The organism is Mesobacillus campisalis, from assembly GCF_000986785.1.
Taxonomy (GTDB): Bacteria; Bacillota; Bacilli; order Bacillales; family Cytobacillaceae; genus Mesobacillus_B; species Mesobacillus_B campisalis.
Map to the genome: position 1 here is coordinate 15,432 of NZ_LAYY01000048.1, position 24,959 is coordinate 40,390.

The 24,959-nt window shown below is 46.3% G+C and carries 21 protein-coding genes; 9 read left to right on the plus strand and 12 right to left on the minus strand.

The genetic code is table 11. The annotated features are described in order from the left end of the window. Positions 1-304 precede the first annotated feature (304 nt). Complete coding sequence (locus WQ57_RS21715; RefSeq protein ID WP_046525822.1) at positions 305-1,558, minus strand: ABC transporter permease; 1,254 nt, start codon at positions 1,556-1,558, stop codon at positions 305-307. Continuing rightward, the gene (locus WQ57_RS21720; RefSeq protein WP_046525823.1) at positions 1,551-2,450 is read right to left on the minus strand and encodes an ABC transporter ATP-binding protein; all 900 of its coding nucleotides are present in this window, start codon (positions 2,448-2,450) and stop codon (positions 1,551-1,553) included. The genes WQ57_RS21715 and WQ57_RS21720 overlap by 8 nt, the downstream gene beginning before the upstream one ends. A 138-nt stretch (positions 2,451-2,588) precedes the next feature. On the opposite strand from WQ57_RS21720, the gene WQ57_RS21725 reads away from it, so the two are divergent. Next, positions 2,589-2,774: a YhzD family protein gene (locus tag WQ57_RS21725; RefSeq protein ID WP_046525824.1), complete on the plus strand. Its 186-nt coding sequence runs from the start codon at positions 2,589-2,591 to the stop codon at positions 2,772-2,774. 537 nt (positions 2,775-3,311) lie between these two features. Here WQ57_RS21725 and WQ57_RS21730 read toward each other — a convergent pair. The 4 genes from WQ57_RS21730 to WQ57_RS21745 form a co-directional block, all read right to left on the minus strand. Further along, on the minus strand, positions 3,312-4,103 hold the full coding sequence (locus tag WQ57_RS21730; RefSeq protein WP_046525825.1) for an enoyl-CoA hydratase: 792 nt from the start codon (positions 4,101-4,103) through the stop codon (positions 3,312-3,314). A gap of 120 nt (positions 4,104-4,223) precedes the next feature. Continuing rightward, positions 4,224-5,738 (minus strand): coproporphyrinogen III oxidase, encoded by a 1,515-nt coding sequence (locus tag WQ57_RS21735; protein ID WP_046525826.1) that lies wholly within the window; start codon positions 5,736-5,738, stop codon positions 4,224-4,226. A 109-nt stretch (positions 5,739-5,847) separates the two neighbouring features. Further along, positions 5,848-6,720, minus strand: coding sequence for a Cof-type HAD-IIB family hydrolase (locus WQ57_RS21740; protein WP_046525827.1), 873 nt, complete (start codon positions 6,718-6,720; stop codon positions 5,848-5,850). Positions 6,721-6,851: 131 nt separating this feature from the next. Continuing rightward, positions 6,852-7,208: a YlbF/YmcA family competence regulator gene (locus tag WQ57_RS21745; protein ID WP_046525828.1), complete on the minus strand. Its 357-nt coding sequence runs from the start codon at positions 7,206-7,208 to the stop codon at positions 6,852-6,854. 193 nt (positions 7,209-7,401) lie between these two features. Here WQ57_RS21745 and WQ57_RS21750 point away from each other — a divergent pair, with 193 nt between their 5' ends. From WQ57_RS21750 to WQ57_RS21780, 7 genes are all read left to right on the plus strand, one after another. After that, positions 7,402-8,532 (plus strand): YheC/YheD family endospore coat-associated protein, encoded by a 1,131-nt coding sequence (locus WQ57_RS21750; protein ID WP_052948850.1) that lies wholly within the window; start codon positions 7,402-7,404, stop codon positions 8,530-8,532. Beyond that, positions 8,529-9,629, plus strand: coding sequence for a YheC/YheD family endospore coat-associated protein (locus WQ57_RS21755; RefSeq protein WP_046525829.1), 1,101 nt, complete (start codon positions 8,529-8,531; stop codon positions 9,627-9,629). The genes WQ57_RS21750 and WQ57_RS21755 overlap by 4 nt, the downstream gene beginning before the upstream one ends. Continuing rightward, positions 9,607-10,971: a YheC/YheD family endospore coat-associated protein gene (locus WQ57_RS21760; RefSeq protein ID WP_046525830.1), complete on the plus strand. Its 1,365-nt coding sequence runs from the start codon at positions 9,607-9,609 to the stop codon at positions 10,969-10,971. Before WQ57_RS21755 ends, WQ57_RS21760 begins: the two co-directional genes overlap by 23 nt. Further along, complete coding sequence (locus WQ57_RS21765; RefSeq protein ID WP_052948851.1) at positions 10,968-12,140, plus strand: YheC/YheD family endospore coat-associated protein; 1,173 nt, start codon at positions 10,968-10,970, stop codon at positions 12,138-12,140. Before WQ57_RS21760 ends, WQ57_RS21765 begins: the two co-directional genes overlap by 4 nt. A gap of 188 nt (positions 12,141-12,328) precedes the next feature. Continuing rightward, positions 12,329-12,541 (plus strand): YheE family protein, encoded by a 213-nt coding sequence (locus WQ57_RS21770; RefSeq protein WP_046525831.1) that lies wholly within the window; start codon positions 12,329-12,331, stop codon positions 12,539-12,541. 203 nt (positions 12,542-12,744) lie between these two features. Beyond that, positions 12,745-13,650 carry a PucR family transcriptional regulator gene (locus WQ57_RS21775; protein ID WP_046525832.1) on the plus strand — a complete coding sequence of 302 codons (906 nt, stop codon included), beginning with the start codon at positions 12,745-12,747 and terminating at the stop codon, positions 13,648-13,650. A gap of 117 nt (positions 13,651-13,767) precedes the next feature. After that, positions 13,768-14,868 (plus strand): ABC transporter ATP-binding protein, encoded by a 1,101-nt coding sequence (locus tag WQ57_RS21780; RefSeq protein ID WP_046525833.1) that lies wholly within the window; start codon positions 13,768-13,770, stop codon positions 14,866-14,868. A 94-nt stretch (positions 14,869-14,962) separates the two neighbouring features. Here WQ57_RS21780 and WQ57_RS21785 read toward each other — a convergent pair whose 3' ends face one another. Beyond that, positions 14,963-15,205, minus strand: coding sequence for a hypothetical protein (locus tag WQ57_RS21785; protein ID WP_046525834.1), 243 nt, complete (start codon positions 15,203-15,205; stop codon positions 14,963-14,965). A gap of 290 nt (positions 15,206-15,495) precedes the next feature. On the opposite strand from WQ57_RS21785, the gene WQ57_RS21790 reads away from it, so the two are divergent. Beyond that, positions 15,496-15,696 carry an alpha/beta-type small acid-soluble spore protein gene (locus tag WQ57_RS21790; RefSeq protein ID WP_046525835.1) on the plus strand — a complete coding sequence of 67 codons (201 nt, stop codon included), beginning with the start codon at positions 15,496-15,498 and terminating at the stop codon, positions 15,694-15,696. A gap of 82 nt (positions 15,697-15,778) precedes the next feature. Here WQ57_RS21790 and fumC read toward each other — a convergent pair whose 3' ends face one another. The 5 genes from fumC to WQ57_RS21820 form a co-directional block, all read right to left on the minus strand. After that, on the minus strand, positions 15,779-17,152 hold the full coding sequence (fumC, locus tag WQ57_RS21795) for a class II fumarate hydratase (RefSeq protein WP_046525836.1): 1,374 nt from the start codon (positions 17,150-17,152) through the stop codon (positions 15,779-15,781). Between the two features lie 492 nt (positions 17,153-17,644). Next, positions 17,645-19,387 carry an ABC transporter ATP-binding protein gene (locus WQ57_RS21800; protein ID WP_046525837.1) on the minus strand — a complete coding sequence of 581 codons (1,743 nt, stop codon included), beginning with the start codon at positions 19,385-19,387 and terminating at the stop codon, positions 17,645-17,647. Continuing rightward, the gene (locus tag WQ57_RS21805) at positions 19,384-21,138 is read right to left on the minus strand and encodes an ABC transporter ATP-binding protein (protein WP_046525838.1); all 1,755 of its coding nucleotides are present in this window, start codon (positions 21,136-21,138) and stop codon (positions 19,384-19,386) included. The genes WQ57_RS21800 and WQ57_RS21805 overlap by 4 nt, the downstream gene beginning before the upstream one ends. Before the next feature lie 455 nt (positions 21,139-21,593). Next, on the minus strand, positions 21,594-24,023 hold the full coding sequence (locus WQ57_RS21815) for a transglycosylase domain-containing protein (RefSeq protein WP_064537402.1): 2,430 nt from the start codon (positions 24,021-24,023) through the stop codon (positions 21,594-21,596). 261 nt (positions 24,024-24,284) lie between these two features. Then, the gene (locus WQ57_RS21820) at positions 24,285-24,746 is read right to left on the minus strand and encodes a helix-turn-helix transcriptional regulator (RefSeq protein WP_046525840.1); all 462 of its coding nucleotides are present in this window, start codon (positions 24,744-24,746) and stop codon (positions 24,285-24,287) included. Between the last annotated feature and the right edge of the window lie 213 nt (positions 24,747-24,959).

Sequence of the window (24,959 nt, forward strand, 5' to 3'; positions counted from 1 at the left end):
CGCTCCAGGATAGAAGGCGTCCTTTGCCTTCAATCCTGGAGTGGCTTATGACTCGAGGGTCTAGGCGCTGGAGCTGGACAATCGAAAAGCGGAAGCGCCTTGGTCAGACCCGACCAGCATAAGTCGCTCCAGGATAGAAGGCGTCCTTTGCCTTCAATCCTGGAGTGGCTTATGACTCGAGGGTCTAGGCGCTGGAGCTGGACAATCAAAAAGCGGAAGCGCCTTGGTCAGACCCGACAGGATCTGGAGCTGACAGCCAATAAATAAAAGCCGGACCACAGGTGTGTGAATCCGGCTTGCTTGCTTATTTCTTCTTTGTCAGCTGCAAGGCTGTTTTAATATCCTTAAAGGAATTGGACTTTCCATACATCAGCACTCCGCCCCGATACACCCGCGCTCCAAAAGCCGCCAGGAGGATGATGGTTCCTGTCAGGATGGCAATCGCCAGACTTGTTTCCCATAGTGGGATATTCAGCATCCCTACCCTTAGGAACATAATCATCGGAGTAAAAAATGGGATAAACGAAGTGATCGTAATAAACGGTGCCTCCGGCTGGCCCAGACCGAACATCGCAATCATAAACCCGGCGACGACCAGCAGGGTCATTGGGGTGATCATTTGCTGGACATCCTCAATCCTGCTGACCAGTGACCCAAGAAAAGCGGCAAGAGTGGCATAGAGAAAATAGCCCAGGAGAAAGAAAATCACAGCATACGCGATTGTTGCTCCCGCTATATTGCTGAAACCAAAAAATTCGAAAAAGCCGCCTTCCATCGTTTCAACATTTGTCTTCACCGAAAAGTAACCTACGATAAGGAACACGGCAAGCTGTGTCAGTGACAGCAGCCCAATTCCAAGTATTTTTGCAAACATCTGCTTAATCGGTGATACGCTTGATATCAAGATTTCCATTACCCTGGAGGATTTTTCGGTTGCCACCTCTGTAGCGATCATGCTCGCGTACATAATGACGGAGAAATAAATAATGAACAGAAGCACATACACGAGCCCCCTGGCCTGGCTCAGTTCTTCCTCGGTTTTGGCATCCTCGGCAAGCGCAGAGCGTTCAAATTCAACCGGTTCATAAAGATTGGCCAGCTGCTCCTGGCTCAGGTTAAGCGAAGCAGACGCCATCATTGTTTTCAGCTGCTGGAGGCTGCCCTCAATTTCGGAAACCAAGCTTGAATCCGCCATGCTCATTGACTTAAAGGAAGCTGCAGGCAAATTTTCACCGGTCATCCTTAGCTGAAGCAAACCCGAGTAATCCCCTGCCTCGACCTTTTCCTCTGCTTCGTCCGCACTGCCGGTAAACTCGACCAGTTCCACGTCTGTATCCCCCGCCAGCATTTGCTGTTCAAGAGGGGCAAACAGCTGTCCTGATTCGTCGATCACGGCAATCTTCTCGGCTTCCCCATCCTTTTCAAAAAAATCGATGATTCTGGGAATGTTGGTCAATGCAATTAAAATCAGCGCTGTCAGGACTGTTGTAACCAAAAAGGATTTTGTTTTCAGCTTGCTTAAATATGTATGGAACAAGATGATAAAAAAGTTATTCATAGGAAGCACCCGCCTTTTCAATAAAAATATCATTCAGTGAGGGTTCTTCTAATACAAACTTGCGGATAAAGCCTTTTCCCACTATCCTCTTCAGGATTTCCTCCGCAATATACTCACTCGTCACCTGGAGATGGATTCCTTCCGGTGTGTGCTTTGCCTTTGTTACACCATCGTGATTTTCAAGAGAGCTGATATCAAAGTCCGCATGGATCACCAGGTTCTTCTTTCCAAATGAACGCTTTATTTCTTTCAATGCCCCATGGACAACGGGCCTGCCTTTTTGCATAATGCATAGATGCTCGCACATTTCCTCGACATGCTCCATCCTGTGGCTGGAAAACACAATGGTGGTTCCTGCCTCCTTCAAGTCAATGACGGCCTGCTTCAATAATTCCACATTAACCGGATCAAGACCGCTAAAGGGTTCATCAAGAATAAGAAGCCTTGGCTTATGGATGACAGCTGCAAGAAACTGGATTTTTTGCTGATTCCCCTTTGAAAGCTCCTCTACCTTTTTATCCATATACTCGGGAACTTTAAATCTCTCGAGCCAGTATGCCAACTCCCTCACTGCATCCTGTTTCTGCATCCCTCGCAATCTCGCAAGATAGACGATTTGCTCTTTCACTTTCAGCTTTGGATACAAGCCTCTCTCTTCAGGCAGATAGCCAATGATTGGGCTTGTGGAATAGTCAATTGTTTTTCCGTCCAGCGTGATTCTTCCTTTGGTAGGATCCAAGAGCCCAAGAATCATCCTGAAGGTTGTTGTCTTTCCCGCACCATTGGCTCCCAGGAAACCAAACATTTCTTTCTCCGGTATTTCGAGTGACAGGTCGTCTACAGCTGTAAACTCCCCAAATTTTTTCGTGACATTTTCTAGTTTAAGTGCCATTGCCCTCTCCTCCTTAGCATTATATTACTACGAGTTTGGCGGAAAAAAGTTCCAATTTATTGTTTTTATTATATTTGAACTTTTTATAAGATTGTGTAAAAATAACAGTAAGAAAGCTCATAAAAAGGGGTAAACGATATGGATACATACAAATTGACAGCATTTAAGCCTGATGGGGAAAAGTTGCTGGACGAGTCCTTTCAGGCGGGAAACGATGAAGAAGCAAAAGAGCTTGGCAGGAGACTTCTTGCAGAGAAAAATCTTGAAGACAATACCCATCGCTGCACATCTCCGAGAGGGAAATTGGTTCTGTTTCACCCGTAACCCCAGGTATCCAACAAGAAAGACGCTTCGTTTTTTTAAAATGAAAAGGGTCCTCCATTCATCAGATGGAGGACCTCTTTTTGCTTTTTTGATAAAAATGGTCCTCCATCCACCCGACGGAGGACCCCCTTGCCGCATTTTCTATTAAAATCGTCCTCCATTCGCCCGATGGAGGACCTCTTTGCCGCATTTTCTATTAAAATCGTCCTCCATCAACCTGATGGAGGACCTCTTTGCCGCATTTTCTATTAAAATCGTCCTCCATCAACCTGATGGAGGACCCCTTTGCGGCATTTTCGATAAAAATGGGCATCCATTCACCCTATGGAGGACCCCTTTGCCTCTTTTTCGGTAAAAATGGGCATCCATCCACCCGAAGGAGGACCCCCTTGTGGCATTTTCAATAACAAGGGGCCTCCAACCACCCTATGGAGGACCCCAATGCCGGTTTTTCGAATAAAAATGGTCCTCCATTCACATGATGAAGGACCACTTCCTCGTCTATAGGCGAATTAAGTCCTACATTTTTTAGGTGGCCTATTTCCCTGTAAAGTGAGGTTTTCGTTTCTCAAGGAATGCCTGGATGCCTTCCTTATGGTCCTCTGTCTGCCGCATTTTATATTGTGCATACTTCTCGAGCTCAAGAAACTTAAGAAGGGAGGTCCGATTCTCTTCTGCATAAATTTTCTTTGTTTTGATCATGGCCTGCAGCGGTTTTTGCTGCCACTCTTCCAGCTTGATGGCTATCGCTTCATTGAGGTCCCCTTCGGTGACTTCATCGATCAGCCCAATTTCCAGGGCTTGCGCGGCCGTCATTGGCTTGCCTTCCCAGATGTGATGCTTTGCCTTTGTTTCGCCGAGACGCTGCTTCATAAAGAAATGCCCGCCTCCATCAGGAATCAGCCCGATGCCGATAAAGTTCATCGCAAGCTTGCTTCCCGGATCAGCCATAATATAATCCGTGGCCAAAGCCAGGCTGAAGCCGAGCCCAGCAGCCGCACCGTTAATAGCACTGATTGTCAGCTTTGGCATGCTGTATAGCGTTGTGACGAGTTCATTGATGCTTTCCATAATTCCATAGAAATCGCTTTCATTACTGCCCGCAAGCATTGTCTTAATATCGCCGCCTGAGGAAAAGGCACGTCCGGCCCCTTTTAATAACACAATTTCCACTTCATCCGAAATGCATAACTCCTTCAAATTCCATGCCAATCCTCTGATCATTTCCAAATCGAGCGCATTTAAAGATTCGGGCCTGTTCAATTCGACTGTGGCCACCTTGCCTTCTACACTAACCTTGACAGTATCCGTTTTAAATTCGGTAGTCAAAAGAGCTCCCCCTCCTTTATGTTCAACTCTATTATAATGAAAACCCTTGAACATAGACACTTTTTTTCAGAATTGTCCAAACGTATTTTTCGCTAACAATGGTCCAAAGAAAAAAAGCTCCTATGTGGAAGAGGAGCTTTTTGAAAATAGTTCATTTAAGATGCTGATTTTTTGATCGGTATAGTCTTCAAAACCGTCATTGTATGATTTAGGGTCCTTCGGATTAGCGAAGTGGGTGATCTTACCGGTTTCCGGATGGATGAACTTGCTCGAAGCACCACAGCCGAGCCCGATAATGGTTTGTTGTTCTTCCATAATAATGATATTGTATAAGCTTTCCTGGCCAGGCATGGAGTAGCCGACATTCTCCAGATTGCCAAGGATGTTTTTCTGGCGATAGAGGTAATAAGGAACATATCCGTGGCTGCCTGTCCACTCCTCGGCCATGTTCATCATTTTCTCCACTTCCCCGCGGTCGGCGACTTTATATTTCTCCTTGTTCCTGGTCATTTCCGATGCACGCTTGAAAGATAAAGTATGGACCGTCAGCGATTCAGGCATCAGCTTTTCGGTTTCTTTCAGGGTGTGGCCGAATTCCTCGGTTCCTTCACCAGGAAGGCCGATAATCAAATCCATATTGATATTATTCATGCCCGCTTCTCTGGCAAGATGATATTTGTCCACCGTTTCTTCCACCGTATGATGACGTCCGATCGCCTTCAGCGTTTCCTGGATATAGGATTGGGGATTAATGGAAATTCGGTCGATGTTCCATTTGTTTAGAACGTCCAATTTCTCCGGGGTTATAGTATCCGGACGGCCAGCCTCCACTGTGATTTCCCTGATGTTTTCAACATCTGGAAAAGAAGTGTACATTTCTTCGTAAAGCATATCCATTTCTTCAGCACTTATCGAGGTTGGGGTGCCGCCGCCATAATATAAGGTTGTAATTTTAATTCCGTTATCCTTCAGCCACTCGCCAATCTTCCGCATCTCATAATGAAGGCCTCCAAGGAAACTGTTGACAGACCCTTGCCGGCCATTGATGGCATAGGCAGGAAAAGTGCAATAGGCACATTTTGTTGGGCAGAAAGGAATCCCGATATAAATGCTCACTTCGCGCTGCAAATCGTAGAGATCTGGCATGACAGCAAGCTGCCGGTCAACGATTTGCTGCATGAGCCTGATCTTTTCCGGGGTAATCATATACTCCTCCTCAAGCTCAGCATGGGCCTGTCCACGGTCTACGCCTTCCCGGAGCTTATTGTGAAGAAGCTTTGTAGGCCTCACCCCTGTAAGGATGCCCCACTTTTGCATAATCCCGGTCCAATCCTGCAGGACGGTTAAAAAGGCATGGGAGACCGCATTTCTAATTGCGCGGAACCTCTCTTTTTCAGTGAGGCCCTCCTGAAGTTCCTTTTCATAGGCAGCCCGGTGCTGTTCCCCATTCCCCGCTGTTAATTTTGCTTCAACCTGGATGGCTCCTTCCGCTGCCATTGCCAGTTCAATAACAGCATCGCTATCACGGTCCGGCTTGGAGAAGGCTAGTTCGGCCTCTTCAAAAAACAGGTTGGCAATCAGCTGCAATGGCCTTTCGAGCCTGTCATCTTCTATTCCTTTTATATATATAAACAAAAATATCACCTTTTCAATTTATGCTTCCTATAGTGTACTGAATCCCCCTGGCAAGGTCAATACAGGGGAAAAGCCAAAAAAAGCCTGCACATGCATGCAGGCTGAAAATCTATTTTTTTAGTATATTCATCTTCCTTAAAAAAGAAATAGGATGCTGTTTTCGGAAATGCTCCTTGACCATGTAGGCAACCCCATTCTGGTTGTTGGACCTGGTGACCCAGTCTGAAGCCCTCTTTACCTCGGGGGACGCATTTCCCATTGCCACGCCCAATCCGCATGCTTTCAATATTTCTATGTCGTCCTGGCCATCGCCTATTACAACCATCTCTTTCAAAGCAATGCCCAACTGTTCTCCCAAAGAAATCATTCCGTTCAGTTTTGAAACGCCCTGCGGCAGTATATCCAGCCTCAGGTCATTAAGCTGGGTCATATTGATTTCGGAAAACATCGACACCAAAGCTTCGCGTGCATCAGTCAAGTCATCCTCATATTCAAAGTACACCTCGATTTTAGGCGCTGTTGCGGGATCGTCTTTTAAGGTGTCGCTGATGGAATCTACAAACTGCTGGGAGTAAAACATTGGATCTCCGGTTGTAAATACTGTTTTGGCCAATAGGTTATGATTCAGCTTATACTTGTTGGCCAGTGAATATTCATCGTGGACAATCCTGATTTGGCAGGGGAAGCCTTCCAGGAAGCGGATAATTTCATAGGTGACGTCTTCCGGAATCAATTTGGCCATAACAGGCTTCCCCAGTTGCTGGGCAATATAGGCACCCTGGTGGGTAACGAGCATGGCATTATTAATTTTCAGGGCCTTTGCTACCTTTCTGGCAGATGGAAAGCTTCTTGAAGTAAGAAGCGTGACATATACTCCTTTCTGCTGGACGTAGGCAATGGCTTCCTTTGTAGATTTATGGATCCTTCCGTTATCCTGGATAACCGTCCCATCCACATTCAAGGCAAGAAGACGATAGATCATAATGTGGCCCCCATTTCTGTGATGTTTCTATCCTAATATGAACATTATGAAAAGGAAGGACAAAATAGAACTGAGGGAACCTTTGCGGAAAAGCAAAAACTCCCGAACATTGTTCCGGGAGTTTCATGATTCTATTGGTTTTCCTGGACGCCGTAAAGCTCCTCAAGCGGCTTCATGATCACCTTGTTGATTTCAGCAATGACCATGCTCATCCTTTGCTCCGCTTCCATCAATCTTGAAATAGTGTCATGCTGCTGCACTAAAGCCACTGTCTTTTGAGCTTGCTCCACTTCCTCCTGGGAAATTTCCTGCCCCATCATCTGCTTTTGCTGAAGCTGCATTTGAATATTGCGGAAGTTTTCAAACATCCTGCGGGCTGATTCATCATTATTGACTTCATCATATATTTTTCTCAAGTTTACATATTCGTCACTCGTGCGAATTGCTTTTTCCATTTCATATGCAGAATCATAAAGGTTTACTGCCATTTTAAAACACTCCTTCTCCGTTTCGGAATCCCCTACACTATATCAGACTATGACTTCAATTGCGAGGAGTTCACTATTTCCTCGCGTGAAGGCTGCGGCTGGCACATTATATCAGCCCGGAACATACGATACGGTATCAGCTATCGCCTAATTTCAATCTTTTTAATCCAAATGGGATAAAAGAGGAGAATATATGGACCAATTGCTCACTGTACAACCCCATTGCCCCATTATGGCCGTTCTTACCGAAATAGAATACGAACCAGGGATGGAGCCTTCATTTGGCAGCATTCACGATTTTTGCTTCGAATTGCAGGAGCTGTTTACCAGTTCCGGGTGGTTCTTTTATGTTTTTTCATTAAAAGGGTTCGCAAAGAACGGCATAACCGGGTTATATCACAACGGCAGCCGCTGGACCAAGGCAAAAATGCCATTTCCGGACCTTGTCTACAACCGGATTCATTCAAGGCGGAGTGAGTCCGGCCAAACTTTCATTGATTTTGTGAAAATAATGAGTGAATCTCATATCCCTGTGTTCAACAGGCGTTTTCTCAATAAATGGGAAGTCCACCAATGGCTATATGCCAGCAAAAAACTTCAGCGCTTCCTACCGGAGAGCTGCGTTTACTCACGGCATTCACTTCAACTGATGGCTGAGTCCCATGAAGTTCTGTTCCTAAAGCCCATAAATGGAAGCCGAGGCCGGGATATCATCCGCATCCAAAGGCAGGGCAGCACCTGTCATGTTTCACTATCTTCCCGAAATGGAATAGAGAGTCTAACTACCTGCCAAAAGGAAGAGCTGCACGCTATTTTGAAGGGATACCTGAAAAAGCAGCTGTATCTCCTCCAGCAAGGCCTTCCACTCTTGAGAATGGATAAAAGGAGTGTCGACTTCAGAATTTTATGCAACCGGAGTTCAATGCATGATTGGAGGGTGACATCCACCGTTGCCCGATTATCTGCTCAAGGACATTTTGCCGCAAATTTGGCTGTTGGAGGGGATACAATCCACCCCCTCCGGATACTGCGCAATTTTTTTGGGGAAGCGCAAAGTACATCCAGGCTGGATATGATCAGGGAATTGGCTTTGGAAGCGGCAAATTGTACGGCGGATAGCAGCGGAGATTTGTTCGCAGAACTGGGAATAGATGTTGGGATTGACGATAATGGGCATCCATGGATTATTGAGGTCAACTCGAAACCATCGAAGAACGACCATATCGGAAAAAATTCCTGCCGTCCTTCTGCAAAAGCGATTGCGGAGTATGCCCAAATTCTTTTAAGCGAAACCAATCCCCCCGAGGAAGGAGGCTCCAGATGAATAGTCTTGGAATCATTACGTTAAACCTTAACAGTGAAAATGAATATTTTACGGAAATAGCCATGCGCTCACTGAGATACGGAATCGAGTGCTGCCGTTTCAAGCCATCGGATATCCATCCAGTCACCCATATTGTTACCGGCGAGAAGTACAGCCACGAAACAGGGAAATGGATTGCCTGCGAGTTTCCTGTCCCTCCCATCCTGTACGACCGCTGCTTTTACGGGGAGGACTCCGCTTCAAAGACTTCAAAAGCAATTGTCCAATGGCTTAAACAACGGAAGGACATTATTTTTCTCGGCTACGGCCTGCCGGATAAATGGACACTTCATCAGGCTCTGGCAGATTCCCCTTTGAAGGCTTACCTAATACACACAAAAAAAGCGGAAACCCCCGACCAAGTCCTGGAGCTTCTGGAGAAGAAAAAACACCTCCTCTTAAAACCGGCCTTTGGCTCGGGAGGAATGGGCACAGTCCAGCTGGGGACCGACAGCGGGAATCTTACAATCAGGGTGGAAACCCAGCAGGGAATCCTTTCTTCCGTATTAATCGGTAAACAGGATGCACTCAATTGGATCCATAAACTTCTATTAAAAAGAGACTATTTGATCCAGCCATTTCTCGACCTTACGGATGACCATCAGCGTCCGTTTGATATCCGCATCCTCCTCCAAAAGAACGGAAGCGGAAGCTGGGCTGAAAGAGGAAAGGGCATCAGAGCCGGCAGGCAGGGTGGCATTTTGTCCAATTTGCGTACTGGAGGGGAAATTTTCCCTGTTACCCACTGGCTTGATGGGCTCACGCTTGAGGAGCGGGCATATATCCTGGATGAATTGAGCGATATTGTATCCAGGCTGCCTGTCATTTTGGAAGAAAAGTTCCCTCCATTGTTCGAAATTGGAGTGGATATCGGCATCTCCAAGGACCACGCTATTTGGATACTGGATGTGAACTCCAAACCTGGGCGTAAAGTGATGCTAAAGACCGGCCAGGAAATGAAAGAGCAGCTTTATTCAGCTCCCCTTGAATACGGCCAAATGCTTTTGATGAACGTCGAGAAAGGAAGGTATAGCCGTGAGAAAACGCTACCGGATTGAAATCAGCCAAAATAGACAGGATCACAATGTTTACTTGCCAGCGGAACTTATGCACACCATGCCCCTCAGCAGGCTGTCGTTTGGCAGCAGGGTCATTGAAGCGAAGTGCATTCCTCATAACAAGGAAAAAATCATTGTCGGAGAGTCTGTGTACAACAGTTTAGCCATACCTGGAAGCGAAGCAGTTCTTCATGCCTTTTCCGAGCATGACACTTTGTTCATTGGCCCGCTGATTGGTGTCCTCACCTCAGGGTTCACTTCCTACCCTTTACGTCCCCTGGGCGACAGAACCAATATTTTCGCCAAGCTTTTGTCTGTCAATAAAAGTGTCGGCGTTGTGACCTTCCTGTTTGGGGAAGAACATATTGATTGGGAAAAAGGAATGATAAAAGGGTTGTTTTTTGAAGGACAACAGTGGAAAACATATGAAGTCCCTTTCCCAAATGTTATCTATGACCGACTTCCGAACAGGCGGTCGGAGAGAAGGGCCAACATCAAAAAAGTGAAAGAAAGGCTGCAAACCGACTACCTTATCCCTAGCTATAACCCTGGGTTCTTCAGCAAGATGGACATATTCGAAAGGCTTTACCAGGATCAGCAAGCATGCACATTCCTGCCCGAGACCCACCCTTTCACCTCATTTTCTGTCATAGAGCGAATGCTTGCCGACTATGGCCATGTGTATGTCAAACCAGCAAATGGCAGCCTTGGGCTCGGCATTCACCAAATCCTTTTTGACCGCAATAACAACACCTACTACTGCCGCTACCAGGATAATGCAGGACAAAAGAAACTTACAAAATTCAACAGCCTGGAAGCTTTGTTTAAAAAGATCTTTCATAAGCGGAAGTTATCAAACATGATTGTCCAGCAGGGCATTCATCTGATTCGGGAAGAGGGCCGCCTAATCGACTTCAGGATCCACACCAACAAGGATGAAGATGGGCTATGGCAAGTTACAGCGATGGCGGCAAAAGTTGGCGGTCACGGGAGCCCTACCACCCATATTCGAAATGGCGGAAAAGTTATGACAATTGAAGAGGTGTTCAGGAACAGAAAGGACCAGGAGAAGTTTGCCCAGTCCTTAAGCAGTGCTGCCCTATATTTGAGCACGGCGCTTGAAAGCCAGGTTGAGGGAATTATCGGTGAGATAGGCTTCGACCTGGGGATTGATAAAGAAGGAAAGGTCTGGCTGTTTGAGGCCAATTCCAAACCCGGTCGTTCCATCTTTTCTCACCCGAACTTAAAGGAATCCGACCTCCTGACAAGAAAACTGACACTTGGTTTCGGCATTTTCCTGGCGGAGAAAGCGATTAAATCGCCTGAGGCTCTTTTTACATGAAACTTTGGTACGATCCCTGGCAGGAATTGTGGCATCAAGATGAAACCCAGGAGCTGGTCACATTCGGGTCCAACAGGGTCAGGCTGCCGTCCAGACAGGCGGAAGGAGGATTTTCTGCAGAGGTGAAGGTGAAGGATGGGAATGCCGGCCCGCTTATCGGCATCCTTGCCTCAATGTCTCCTCAAGGAACCATTTTGGGCAACACCTCCCTCTTCACTGTCCTTCAAAAGCAGGCAATCGCCCGCAGCGGCCTTACCATCGTGTTTCCGCCTGAAGGAACGGGAAACGGCAGTATAACCGGGTGCATGTTTGACCTTAAGAGGAACAGATGGCTCCCGGTTTGCACGCCGCTCCCCCATGTTGTCTATAACCGCGTCCCTTTAAGAAAAACGGAGAAATCATTGGCTTTTCGGGAAGCCACTGCCTTGTTTGAAGAATGGCAGATCCCCTTTTTCAATCCTTCTTTCATTGATAAGTTCGACCTTTATGAAATATTCTCCAAAAATCCTTTTTTGGAATTGCTGCTGCCAGAAACAATAAGAGTAGATGAACCGAAAACACTGAAAGATTTTCTTGTCCATCATAAAGGGGTATATTTAAAACCTTCCCTCTCATCCCGGGGCAGCGGTCTTTACCTCCTAAGGCGCCATTCGGACAGCTCAATAGAACTGGAAAGCCCTGCCGCCAAATGGAGCTACCCATCATTCGAACATTTTTGGGATAGCAAAAAAGAAGGGTTATTGAAGCGAAACTATATTGCACAGGCCGAGGTTGTGCCAGCCAAGATCGATGGAAAGCGGTTTGATTTCCGGATCCACATTCATGACAGCCCCGAAGGCTACAAAGTGACAGGAGTCGGAATCCGTCGCGCCCAAACCCAGAATCTAACCACACATGTTCCAAAAGGCGGTATCATCCTCCCGTATGAAAAGGTCCGAACAATGGAACATGACCTCTTTATCAAAAAACTGGCAAGGGAAGCCGGCAGCCTGCTGTCCAGGCATATGGGCTATTTCGGCGAATTCTCCATTGATGCCGGTATTACCGAATCAGGCAATTATGTATTATATGAAGTGAACTCCAAACCAATGGCCTTCGATGAAACAGAAATCGAAAATGCCAGGATTGAAAAATTACTGGATTTGATGTTTCGCAAAAGCGGATTTTGACCTTCATATTGGCACCCTCCTTTCCCGGGAGTTAAAATGAAAGAAAAGCGGAAGCGCCTTGACCAGCTCCGACAAGCTTAAGACGCTCCAGATTAGAAGGTGCCTTTTGGCCTTCAAATCTGGAGCAGCTTATGACTGGAGGAGCTAGGCGCTGGAGCTGGACAAGAAAAAAAGGGGGAGGAGAAAGCATGCTGCAGCACTTTCAGTACAAACCATTATTCACCAATACAGAAATACCTGGCTGGCATATTTCTTTTTACTATAAAAAGCAAAAACATAATGCCATCTACCACCAGAACGGAAGCATCGAGTGGAAAGACAGCGCACCTGCGGAGAAAGAAAAGCCGCAGCTAGAAGCACAAATCCACGAACTAATGCTATATCATGTTTATGATAAATAGAAAAGCGGAGGTGCCTGTTTAGCCCCGACAGGCGCTGGAGGGCCAGGAGAAGAAGTCGCCCTTTGACTTCATCTCCTGGACCGAAGCGTCCCGAGGGGCTAGGCACTGCAGCTGGACAATAGAAAAGCGGAGCCGACTGCCCAGGCACCTCCAGCTAAAACTTCTTTTCATAACAACTAATTAAACGAGGAAGAATTCATGACATGCTAAAAAAATTACAGACTTTATTTCCCGCATCGATCACTGCCCAGACTCCGCCTGATACAGAGGCTGGCGATTACTACTGGTTAAAGGATGAAGCAGAACCCGCATTATGGCTCAGAATACCTAAGGATGACATCACTGCGGAACAGCTTACCGTCTTAAGGACTTTATTTAATATTGTTGACGGTGAAACCCCCTCCCAGGTTGGAGAATCTTCCAAAAGGTGGAGAGACTTCTTGAATGGTAAAAAAGATTCCCCTTTGCTCCCGGAGAATGGCGTCCGCATCATCCAGTATCATCTGAAAGGTTCGGACGGGGTCCAAAGAGAACTGGAAGAGGCGTTGATGGAGTTTTTTCATGAGGCTCTAGCCTTTATCCCGTTTGATCAGCATTATGGAATCATTATTGAAGAGGGGGCGGACACAGCATATCAAGAAGACGATTTCCATTCGATTGCCGCAACTTTGGAGAACGATTTTTTTATCAAAACAACCTTTTATATTGGCAAGGTGAGACAGGAGCCTGAGCCAATCCGCTCATCCTTTCAGCTTGAACAAGAGCTCTTCTTCAGAGCCCAAGCTTTGCTTTTTACAGACAGAGTCTTTTCCTTTGAAAAGGTGTTTCCTTCCCTAGTGGCTGCACAGCTTCCCAAAGAAGCGGGAACCCTCCTCAAGCAGGACATGGTCGGCATTTTTCAGGAAGACCGTGAATTGCTTGAGACGATGAAGATATTCCTCGAGCATAATTCCAATGTGTCCATGGCAGCAAAGAAGCTTTATATTCACCGCAACACACTGCAATACAGGCTCGAGAAGTTTACGGAAAAGACCGGGATCAGCCTCAAAAGTTTCAACAGTGCCGTGACTGTCTATGTTGCCTGCCTGATGGCAGAGTTCCCCGACTAGCCCTTTTCTGCAATCTGCCTAAAAGGCTGCCCATATTTTTGTGCATGTTGCCGATGCCATCAATTACAAAGGCTGGTACACTAGCAATGTAAACACTTACACAGGGAGGCTTTACAGATGGCCGAATTAAAATTAGAAAATATTTATAAAATCTATGATAATAATGTAACCGCTGTAACCGATTTTAACCTTCATATCCAGGATAAGGAATTCATCGTCTTTGTTGGTCCTTCAGGCTGCGGTAAGTCGACAACTCTTCGAATGATCGCTGGATTGGAAGAAATTTCTAAAGGGGACTTCTCCATCGATGGAAAACGTGTAAACGATGTTCCTCCTAAAGACCGCGATATCGCAATGGTGTTCCAGAACTATGCCCTTTACCCGCACATGACTGTTTATGACAATATGGCTTTCGGGCTTAAACTGCGCAAATTCCCGAAAGATGAAATCGACCGCCGTGTTAAGGATGCGGCAAGGATTCTTGGCCTTGAGCCTTATCTTGACCGTAAACCAAAGGCGCTCTCCGGTGGTCAGCGTCAGCGTGTTGCCCTTGGCCGTGCAATTGTACGTGATGCAAAGGTCTTCCTGATGGACGAGCCTTTATCCAACCTTGATGCAAAACTTCGTGTGCAGATGCGCGCTGAAATTGCCAAGCTTCACCGCCGCCTGAATACGACTACAATCTATGTGACACACGACCAGACAGAAGCGATGACAATGGCGACACGCCTCGTTGTCATGAAAGACGGAGTCATCCAGCAGGTTGGTTCTCCAAAGGACGTATATGAAAAGCCGGAAAACGTATTTGTCGGCGGCTTTATCGGATCTCCGTCCATGAATTTCCTGACCGGAAAGCTTCTTGATGGCAAGTTTGTTGCCGGAAACACTACAATCGCCGTTCCGGAAGGCAAAATGAAGGTTCTTCGCGACCAGGGCTATGTCGGAAAAGACATCATCCTTGGAATCAGGCCGGAAGATCTGCATGATGAGCAAGTGTTCATCGATGCATCCCCTGGTTCAACTGTGAAAGCACACGTTGATGTGGCCGAACTTACAGGTGCTGAAACGATGATCTACTCTTCATTTGAAGGCCAGGATTTTGTTGCCCGTGTGGATTCCCGTACAGACATTCAGCCAGGCCAGACAATCGAACTTGCTTTTGATATGAACAAAGTGCACTTCTTCGATACAGAAACCGAAAGCAGAATCCGTCCCTAACGGCGCCTGTCCGGTTCCCCAGCTCGAAGCAGTTGGAAGGCACTGCCCATACTTTTTAAAAAGCGCCAGCACTATTTCCAGTGCTGGCGCTTTTTCACTCTTTTACCATAATGACTTGATCGCCACCACATTTTTGGCAGGCAAAAACATGAGGACACTCACCGTTTTTATAGTCAGCTGGATAGCCATCCTCCAGCTTCATTTGGTCAATTGGCATATATGGACTATAATCATCGTAATACTCTGCTTCTCGCCCCTTGTTCTCCATTTTCGTCCCGCAATCGGGACACTGAACATCCACGTCGCGAAAATTGTTGCATAGCGGGCACATTCCCATTCTTATTCTCCCCCCTGGTAAAAGCTTTGTAACCCTAGTTTGCGTCGCAGGCAGAGTTCACTATACAAACCCTTCCTCAAGGAAATAATTCCCTCCAAAAACATTGGAATAAACCTTAAAAATAAATCCATACTATGCTTAACAACAAAACAGAACAAGCTTTACCAAGGGAAAGCAGACCTTCATACTTCGGGTTAGGCAGGAGCAATGGCGAGATAGTCATCCAATGGTTCGAATCCATTCTGACCCACCAAAATACAACTAGTGAAAACACAAAGGAGGAAACATTAATGCCGAACAACAATTCTAATCAATTATTGGTTCCTGGTGTTGAACAAGCTCTTCAACAAATGAAGTATGAAATTGCTTCAGAATTTGGAGTAAATCTTGGAGCAGAAACTACTTCTCGTGCTAACGGTTCTGTTGGTGGAGAAATCACTAAGCGTCTTGTAGGCATGGCTCAACAACAGCTTAGCGGCTTCCAGCGCTAATTAGGTTAACTTAAAAAAAATTAAATTATACAATGGCTAAGCCCCCTTCTTTGGAAGGGGGCTTTCTATTGCTTCAGATGCTTCAGATCATTTTCTCAGGCTTGACCCAATCGGAATATTCCTCTTCTGTCACGTAACCCGTCTTTAAAGCCGCTTCCTTCAGGCTGAGGTTTTCGTTAAAAGCAAGCTTCGCGATTTCTGCCGCTTTTTCATATCCTATATGAGGATTCAGAGCGGTAACGAGCATTAGCGATCGGTCAAGGTGGGCTGCAATTGCTTCCCGGTCCGGTTCCAGTCCTACCATGCATTTTTCATCAAAGCTCCTCATGCCATCTGCAAGCAGCCTGACACTTTGAAGGAAATTATAGATAATGACCGGTTTAAACACATTCAATTCAAAGTTCCCCTGGCTTGCTGCGAATCCAATCGTGGCGTCATTGCCAAAGACCTGACAGGCAACCATCGTTAGGGCTTCACTTTGTGTCGGGTTTACCTTTCCAGGCATAATTGAGCTCCCTGGCTCGTTGGCTGGGATTTTCAACTCGCCAATCCCGCTTCTTGGTCCGCTTGAAAGCCAGCGGACATCATTGGCGATTTTCATCAAGTCAGCTCCCAGCGCCTTCAAAGCACCGTGCATATGGACAAGTTCATCATGCGATGTAAGGGCCTGGAATTTGTTTGGCGCGGAATGGAACTCCAGGTTCGTCTGCCTGGAAATTTCGCTGGCGACCAGATTGCCAAATTCCTTGTCTGCATTAATTCCAGTTCCAACCGCAGTGCCGCCGATGGCAAGGTCCTGGAGATAGGCCAGTGCATCGGCGATCATTTTGCGGTCTTTCTCAAGCATGGCCCTCCAGCCGCTTATTTCCTGCCCGAGCGTCAGCGGCGTGGCATCCTGAAGGTGGGTGCGGCCAATTTTTATGATTTCCGAGTACGACTCTTCTTTTAATTTAAGCGTGCTTTTCAGTTGCTGCAAGGCAGGCAGCAATCTGCCTGTAAGTTCCTGGACAGCGGCGATGTGCATCGCTGTCGGAAAAGTATCATTCGAACTTTGGGACATGTTCACATCGTCATTCGGATGGACATGTTCATTTTCTTTGCCCAGAATTTCATTAGCCCTCCGAGCAACGACTTCATTCACGTTCATATTGGATTGGGTGCCGCTTCCGGTCTGCCAGACCACAAGCGGAAAATGGCTGTCAAATTTGCCTTCCAGGATTTCCTCACATGCCTGTGAGATAGCATTCTTCTTTGCTTCGGAGAGCTTTCCAAGCTTGCTGTTCACAACGGCGGCCGCCTTTTTTATATGGGCGAACGCGTATACCAGTTCCAGCGGCATGGTTTCAGTGCCAATCTTGAAGTTTTCCCTGCTTCTTTGAGTCTGCGCTCCCCAGTACTTTTCTGCCGGAACCCTTACTTCTCCCAAGGTGTCCCTCTCAACCCGAAAATCTGCCATTCATATCCCTCCTGGTTGTTTTTAGACTATTCCCATTAATTATGATAACGCCTTTTAACAGTCTTTCACAGCAAGACGACTTCAAAACCGGGAAGGGAGATTATTTAGAGTGGTGGGTGGCAGGAGGGTGAGTGCGATTCAGACTTTATCCCGCTTGGCACGCCACTCCTTGTCCCAATCCGCCTCACACAAAAAACTCGCCAGTTATCTCATGTGCATTTAGCCCCAGCAGAAAAAAGAGCCAGGCTGAAAAACCGGCTCTTTCTAGGCGCGCTTGCCTATTGTATAGCTGATAAAGTAAACCAGCACCATCATGCTTGCGATACTGAGGGTTACAGTGAACTCTTCCATTTCCTAATCCTCCTTTTAAGATGTTTGCTGCCTTAAAAGTACCATAGGAAAACGGAGTCTGTATGAACAAAAATGAAACGTTGTGTGACAATCCGGTGAAATCACCAGTGAGTCCCAATGCAGTTCACCATTGGGAGATACCTAGCCTGCCATCGCTCCTTGCTGAAGCTGATACATTTGAAAATACTTCCCTTTTTGCTCCATCAATTCGTCATGGCTTCCTTTCTCAGCGATTTGTCCGCGGTCAAGTACAATGATTTGGTCGGCGGTGCGGATTGTGGACAGTCGGTGCGCAATAATAAATGTTGTCCTGCCTTTCTTCAGAACCTCCATCGCTTCCTGGATGACTGTTTCTGTTTCCGTATCAATGCTGGAGGTCGCTTCATCAAGGATCAGGATTGCCGGGTCAAAAGCTAACGCCCGGGCAAAGGAAATAAGCTGACGCTGTCCGCTCGATAATGTGCTTCCTTTCTCGATAACGGGTTCATCGAAACCCTTTTCCAAATTTTTAAGTACCAAATCCCCTCCTACACTTTTCAATGCATGTTCCATCTTCTCCCTCGAAATCGCGGGATCGCCAAGGGTGACATTTGAGGCAATCGTTCCTGTGAATAAATAGGGGTCTTGAAGGACAATACCCATATGCTTTCTTAATGTCTGGCGGGGAATCTCCTTTATATTTTGGCCATCAATCAAGATGCAGCCTTCCTGGCAGTCATAAAAGCGGAAAAGCAAGTTCATAATGGAACTCTTGCCGGAACCTGTGTGACCCACTAGGGCAACTGTCTCTCCCTTCTTCGCTTCAAAAGTAATATCCTTTAGGATACATTCATCCTCTTTATAACCAAATGACACTCCCTTAAAGGATACATTTCCCTGGTAACGCGGCATTTCTTCCTGGCTGACGTCGATTCCTTCTTCATCCATAAGCTTAAAAACCCGCCCTCCTGCAACAAGAGCCTGTTCCAGATTGGCGAACTGGTTGACGATTCCCTGAACTGGGTTGAACAGACGATTAATATAATCAACAAAAGCATAGAGCATACCGATTGAGATGGCAGAGGAAGCTTCGATTGCTTCCCCGCCAAAGTACCAGATAAAAGCAACAAAGACCAGATTCCTCAAGACGCCAACAAGATTGTGGGAAGTGAGGGAATTCAGGCTTAGCAATTTGTTTTGGTAGCTGAAATGCTCCTTATTCAACCTTTCAAATTCTTTTTTTGTTTCTTTTTCACGGGCAAAGGCCTGAATAATACTCATCCCCTGAATGGATTCATTCATCATCGCATTAATGTCGCTTACCCTTGACCGGATAAAATGATTGTATTTGGATGCATACCTTCGATATAGAATCATCCATGAATATAGAATAGGCAGGAGCAGCAGACACCCGACCGCAAGCTTGGGGCTTAGGATGAATAACGCAATATAGATTCCCGTTATATAGATTGCGCTTGTAAAAAAAGTCGAAAGGACCGTTACATACAGCTCACGGATGGCCTCCGTATCATTTGTGATCCGGGCAACTACTTTTCCGGCAGGGAGATTGTCAAAGTACTGGATCGGAAGCCGCTGTATTTGGCGGAACACATCTTCACGAAGCTGTTGAATAACCCGATTGGCGGATTTTTTCAGCATGTAGCCCTGCCCATATTGGAAGAAGGACGCAAGCACAACCAATCCGAAATAGAGGGCAAGCAGCTTGAGGATGGCTGCCATATCCGGGTTTTTTCCACCCGCGATGATATAGTCATCGATTATTTTCTTGGCGACAAACGGGCCTGCCAAATCCGCTGCTACCGCAACCGTCAGCATCGCAAGGGCACCTATAATGATTTTTTTATAGAGAAAAGCATATCCGAGCAATCTTCTTCCTGTACTCATAACAATACCTCCTCTCCCAATCCTTGTGCCTGCTGCCTGGCATGCTGTTCGCTGTACCATCCAGTGCATGCTAGCAGTTGTTCATGCGTGCCTTCTTCAATAATCCGGCCTTCGTCCAGCACAATGATATAATCGGCATGCTGAACAGCAGACATCCGGTGGGTAGTAATAATGGTTGTTTTTCCTTGCCGTTCTCGGCGGATATTATCAATAATCAATTTCTCGGTTTTTGCATCAACAGCGGATAGCGAGTCATCCAATATCAGGATTTCAGGGTCCTTGATCAAGGCCCGAGCAATCGATATCCGCTGTTTTTGACCCCCAGACAGGGCAATCCCTTTCTCTCCAACCAGGGTATTAAGACCTTCCGGCAAACGCTCCAGATCGGTTCGAAAAGCAGCAAGGTCAATGGCTCTCTCCAATTCTTCCTTTGAAGCCTGGCGATGACCGAACATAATATTTTCTTTTACCGATCTGGAGAACAAGATATTTTCCTGAGGCACATAGCCTATCCACCGTCTTGTCTGCTGGAGCGGCTGCTTCTCCAGCTCCACTCCTGAAACAAGCAGCTTTCCGTTCCCCGGAGGATATTCCCTGAGCAACTGCCTTACCAAGGTGGTTTTTCCGCTTCCAGTCTTTCCAGCGATCCCCAAAGTCTCCCCCCGTTTTAGGTGAAGCTTTATCTTATCCAGGTTGACACTTTTGGACAATGGATACGTAAAAGTATAGGTGGCGAAATCAACCCCATCTGGAAAATCAAGCTTCAGCGGGGTGACTGGATCCGGAACATCCTCTTTATAGCTAAGTGTTTCCAGGAGGCGGTCGAGCGAGGCATTGCCCCGCTGCATGACATTGATTAATTCCCCGACAGCAAACATTGGCCATATAAGCATTCCAAGATAGACATTAAAGGAAACGAGGCTTCCAATCGTGATCTGCTGGCCAAAAACCAAATGGGCTCCATATCCAAGGCCAATCAAATAGCTCAATCCTACGAGGATTTTAATCGTCGGATCAAATAAGGAATCTATGGCAGCCACTTTTAAATTCTTTTCAAAAACATCCTCTGTCATTTCATGAAAGCGGCGCTGGTCTGCCTCTTCCTGGACAAAAGCCCGGACGACCCTGACTCCAGCCACTGATTCCAGCACTTTATCATTCAATTCTCCAAAGGAATCCTGCGCCTGGATAAACCTGGAATAGATTCTTTTACCGTAAAGATTCATGAGTAAGGCCATAATGGGCAGGGGCAAGATGGCTGCAAGTGTTAATTTCCAGCTGACCATGAAACCCATGGTAAGGATGATGGTCAGCATAAAGACGCTTGAATCAATCAGGGTAAGAATTCCAAACCCCGCAGTAATGGATATGGCTTTTAAGTCATTGGTCGCAAGAGCCATTAAATCTCCGGTACGATTTTTTTCAAAAAATGTAGGTGTCATTTTCAGCAAATGCTTCATAAAGCGCGACCGCAGCTTCCTCTCAACCAGGAAAGCACCGCCAAATAGCTGATACATCCAAACATAGGTGATCACATAGGAAACGGCTGTTATAAGCAGCAGCCAGCCCAGATAATTGAGAAGGCCCGATGGCGATATTGTCCCATGATGCATTTCATCGATTGCCATGCCAATCAGCTTGGGGGGCATAACATCCAGAATGCCCACGAAGATCAGCAAAAAAATGGCAACACTGTACCGCTTCCAATTTTCCTTAAAAAACCAACCCAGTTTTTTAACAACTGTATACATCTATTTCACTCCTTTACTAAACAGCGTGATGAATGCCTTGCCTGCACTTTCCTTTATCACAAGGGCATGGACGGCAGAATGAACCTAGTCAGATCCAGGGGAACAAAAAAGACATACCGCAGGCGCGGTATGTCTTTTACAAGCAGGAGAAAAGGCACACATGCATGCTTAAATGCCGCCTGTGCCCCGGCGCGATCAGCAAATGTTCATGCCGGACATTCAGGGCAGGCTGCGGAAATGAAATTGAATAAAAACGGCAGTGACAGAAATCCAATCATTTTGCAGCCCTCCCTTGATTTGGTAATTTTTTCTTCGCTTAGATAGCTTAGCACCGTTCTCCTTACCAGTCAATTGGTTTTTTGACAATTCCAAAAAGTATCATATCCCGACATTTTTCTGAAAAAAAACAAAAAAAAGAGTGTGCCGCAACTTGAAATCGGCACACCTTTATAAGGCTAGTCCTGGGTCTCTTCTGCTGTGCCATCATCCACCGGCTCTTCAGGTTGCTTTGCATCATCGGGCGGATTTTCAGCTGCATCTTTTTTCTCTCCATCGCCATTAGGCGGGGTATTGACTTCCTTTTGAGGCTCTTTCTTCTCTTTTTCCTTTACTGTTTTTTGATCGCTGTTGCCTTGGATGTCCTCCTGCTCTGGAGCGGCTTTCTGCTGTTCAGCATTTTTTGGGGCTTTAGCTTCGCCATCCTGTCCATCGTTTGCTTCAGGCATTTTTTCGGCGTCTTTCTCCGCGGGTTTCCCTGCCTTGTTAGAAGGCTCTGCTTTTTTAACAGGCTCTGCCTTTTTCACCGGTTCAGTTTTTTTGGAAGCCTCCGCTTTTTTTACCGGCTGTGCTTCCGCTTTATTAGATGGCTCTGCTTTTTTCACTAGTTCCGCTGCTTCTTGTTTAGGCGCTGATTCCGGTTTTTTTTGGTCTTGCTTCTTTGCCTGGCTCACAGTTTCCACTTTCTTTTCCTTTGCAGCGCGGCCGTTTTGTTCAGATCCTTTTTTATCCCTATCCTTTAGTTTTTTTTTTGATTCTTGCTTTTCATACTCGTCTATGGAAGGCACATTAAAAGAAACTGGTTCAACATCCTTCAAGGCTCCCTCCATGAAATCCTGGAATACTTTTGCTGCGCCTTCGCTGCTTGTAGTCGTCAGGTAGTGTTCGGAATCGGTCTTGTCATATCCTACCCATACGGCGCCAACCAGCTGGGGTGTGTAGCCGACAAACCACTGGTCCTTGGTTCCGCGGATCCCTTCAATCGGAACCTGAGTGGATCCCGTTTTCCCGGCGAGTTCCCTGTCAGGGATGCGAGCTCCTCTGCCAGTGCCTTCTTCCACCACATTCAGGAGCATGGAATTGATTTTGTCTGTCACTTCTTTGGAAATGACCTCTGTCTTCTCTTCCTTCCATTCAGCAATCACATTTCCTTGTGGATCTTCAATTCTAGTGATAGCATGCTGCTCTGGTCTGACCCCATCGTTGGCAAAAGTGGAATAGGCGGAAGCCATCTGCAATGGAGATACACCCGTGCTGAATCCTCCGAGCGCAATCGCAAGGTTTCGGTCCTCTTTTTGGAGTGGGATTCCGAATTTTTCTGTTGCTTCCACTCCTTTGGCTACCCCGATTTCATCCAGGAGCCAGACAAACGGTACATTCAGGGAATCCTTCATCGCTTCATGCATTGGGACATCCCCCCTGAATTTCCCATTATAGTTGTTTGGCTTATAACCATTAAAATCGGTTTCTTCGTCCTCCAGCAAGTCTGTGACATTCCACCCTTCTTCCAGGGCAGGTGCCGCCACGGTAATTGGTTTCATAATGGATCCTGGCTGGGCTTTCAGCTTTGTCGCGCGGTTATAGCCGCGGAAAACCTGCTCTCCCCTGCCGCCGACAAGCGCCCTGACACCGCCGGTTTTTGGATCAAGCAACACAGCTCCGCTCTGGACTTGCTGTTTTTCTGTGCCTTCCGGAAACAATTCATCCTTGCTGTATGTATCTTCGAGGGCGGACTGCATGTTCACATCAAGTTCTGTATAAATCCGGTAGCCTCCAGTAAGAATTTCGTCCTGTGTCAGTCCGTATTCCTGAATGGCTTCATCGATTACATGATTGACGTAGGAAGGGTATTTACCTCTTAACGGGTCTCCCCCCTGTTCATTAAGCTCGATTTCCTCATTCAAAGCAGCATTTTTTTCTTCCTCTGTAATAAAGCCGTGCTGGTGCATCATGTTAAGGACAACATCCCGTCGCTCCATAGCCCCATCATAGTTTTTAGAAGGATCCAGAGCAGATGGAGCTTTAATCAAGCCAGCAAGCATGGCCGCCTCGCTGATTGTTACATCCTTCAGTTCCTTGCCAAAATAGTCCATTGCTGCCCGCTTGATTCCATAGGACCCATTTCCAAAGTAAATCCTGTTCAGATACATCTGCAAGATTTCATCTTTTGTGTATTGCTTTTCAATTTCCCTGGCTAGGAAAAACTCCTCGAACTTGCGCTCAAACGTTTTTTCAGAAGTTAATAGTGCGTTTTTCGTTAATTGCTGGGTTATCGTACTGCCTCCCTCCACGACACCGCCAGCTTTAATATTTTTATATAAAGCCCGGGCAATCCCCTGGTAATCAACGCCACCATGTTCATAAAAACGGTGGTCTTCAATGGCGAGGACCGCATTTACCATATGTTCGGGGATATCTTCAAATGGGACCCCTTCCTGTTTATTGGCTGATATCTTACTGGCCACATCTCCTTTGTAATCATAGATGACAGTCGAGTGCGAAAGTTCATCATTTAAGGCACTGATGTCGGCCCCTTCCGAATACACATGAAAAAAACTTAAAAAAGCCAGTACTGCAGTGGAAATGGATAATACCAGCACCTGATTCATATGGAATCTTCTCCAGCCTCTGATAAATCTAGTTATGAATGAATGATTCAACTGCATCCCAACCTTTATTAAATACTTGTCTTGGCCAGACCTTTCCCTATACCCAACTTTTCTTCAGATAAAAACAGCAGCCAAGCAATCCATTAAACTTCCATTGGGAATGACTGTGATAAACCCCATTAAACGTTCACGGCGGCAAAATAAGAGGCTGTCGGGTTTTCCGACAGCCTGAAATAAAAGATTCCTTCTTTTATGATCTACTCATCGCGAGGAACTGCTTGAGAGTTCCGCAAAGCGCTCCTTGCTTTCCTGCTCACTAAAACTGCTGTAAATCCTGAAGTGGTCGTGATCAATGATCCGATAGTGCTGGCTGAGCAAATTCTGCTGCAGGACATAGCCGTTTCCCCTGGCCAGCTCCCGCCACCACATTCTACCTCCCAATGTCTTTGCCTTGCGGTAATCACCGCCTTCATGCGCGATTGTTTCCAGTACTTCGAGGGGATCGTTCCCCAGGATGAACTGGATGGTTTCCGTTTCCCTGAACAGCGCACAAATGGCCACGACTGTAGACCAGCTTGCATAAATTCGCCCTTTTTCAATCTGTACTAGCGTCTTTTTCGAGACTCCGATGATATCAGCCATTTTGTCTTGTGTATAGCCTGCTTCCGTTCTGACCATCCTCACCTTTTCCGACACTTTGGCAATGACTTCTTCCCTCATCATCTTTCGTCAGTCCCTCAACCATATTTTAGTGTAATTTTACACCTTATCTTCGAATTTTTCAAATAATCTTTTAGAGACAAAAAGAGACTGATTACTATCCTTTATTTTAGTAAAAACTCCAAGCTGCCCAATTAAACATCAATTCGTTCATTATTCGCGGTGAAATGGGGTATGAAGAAGAAATGAAAGGTGAAAAATAAACTCTATTGTTCG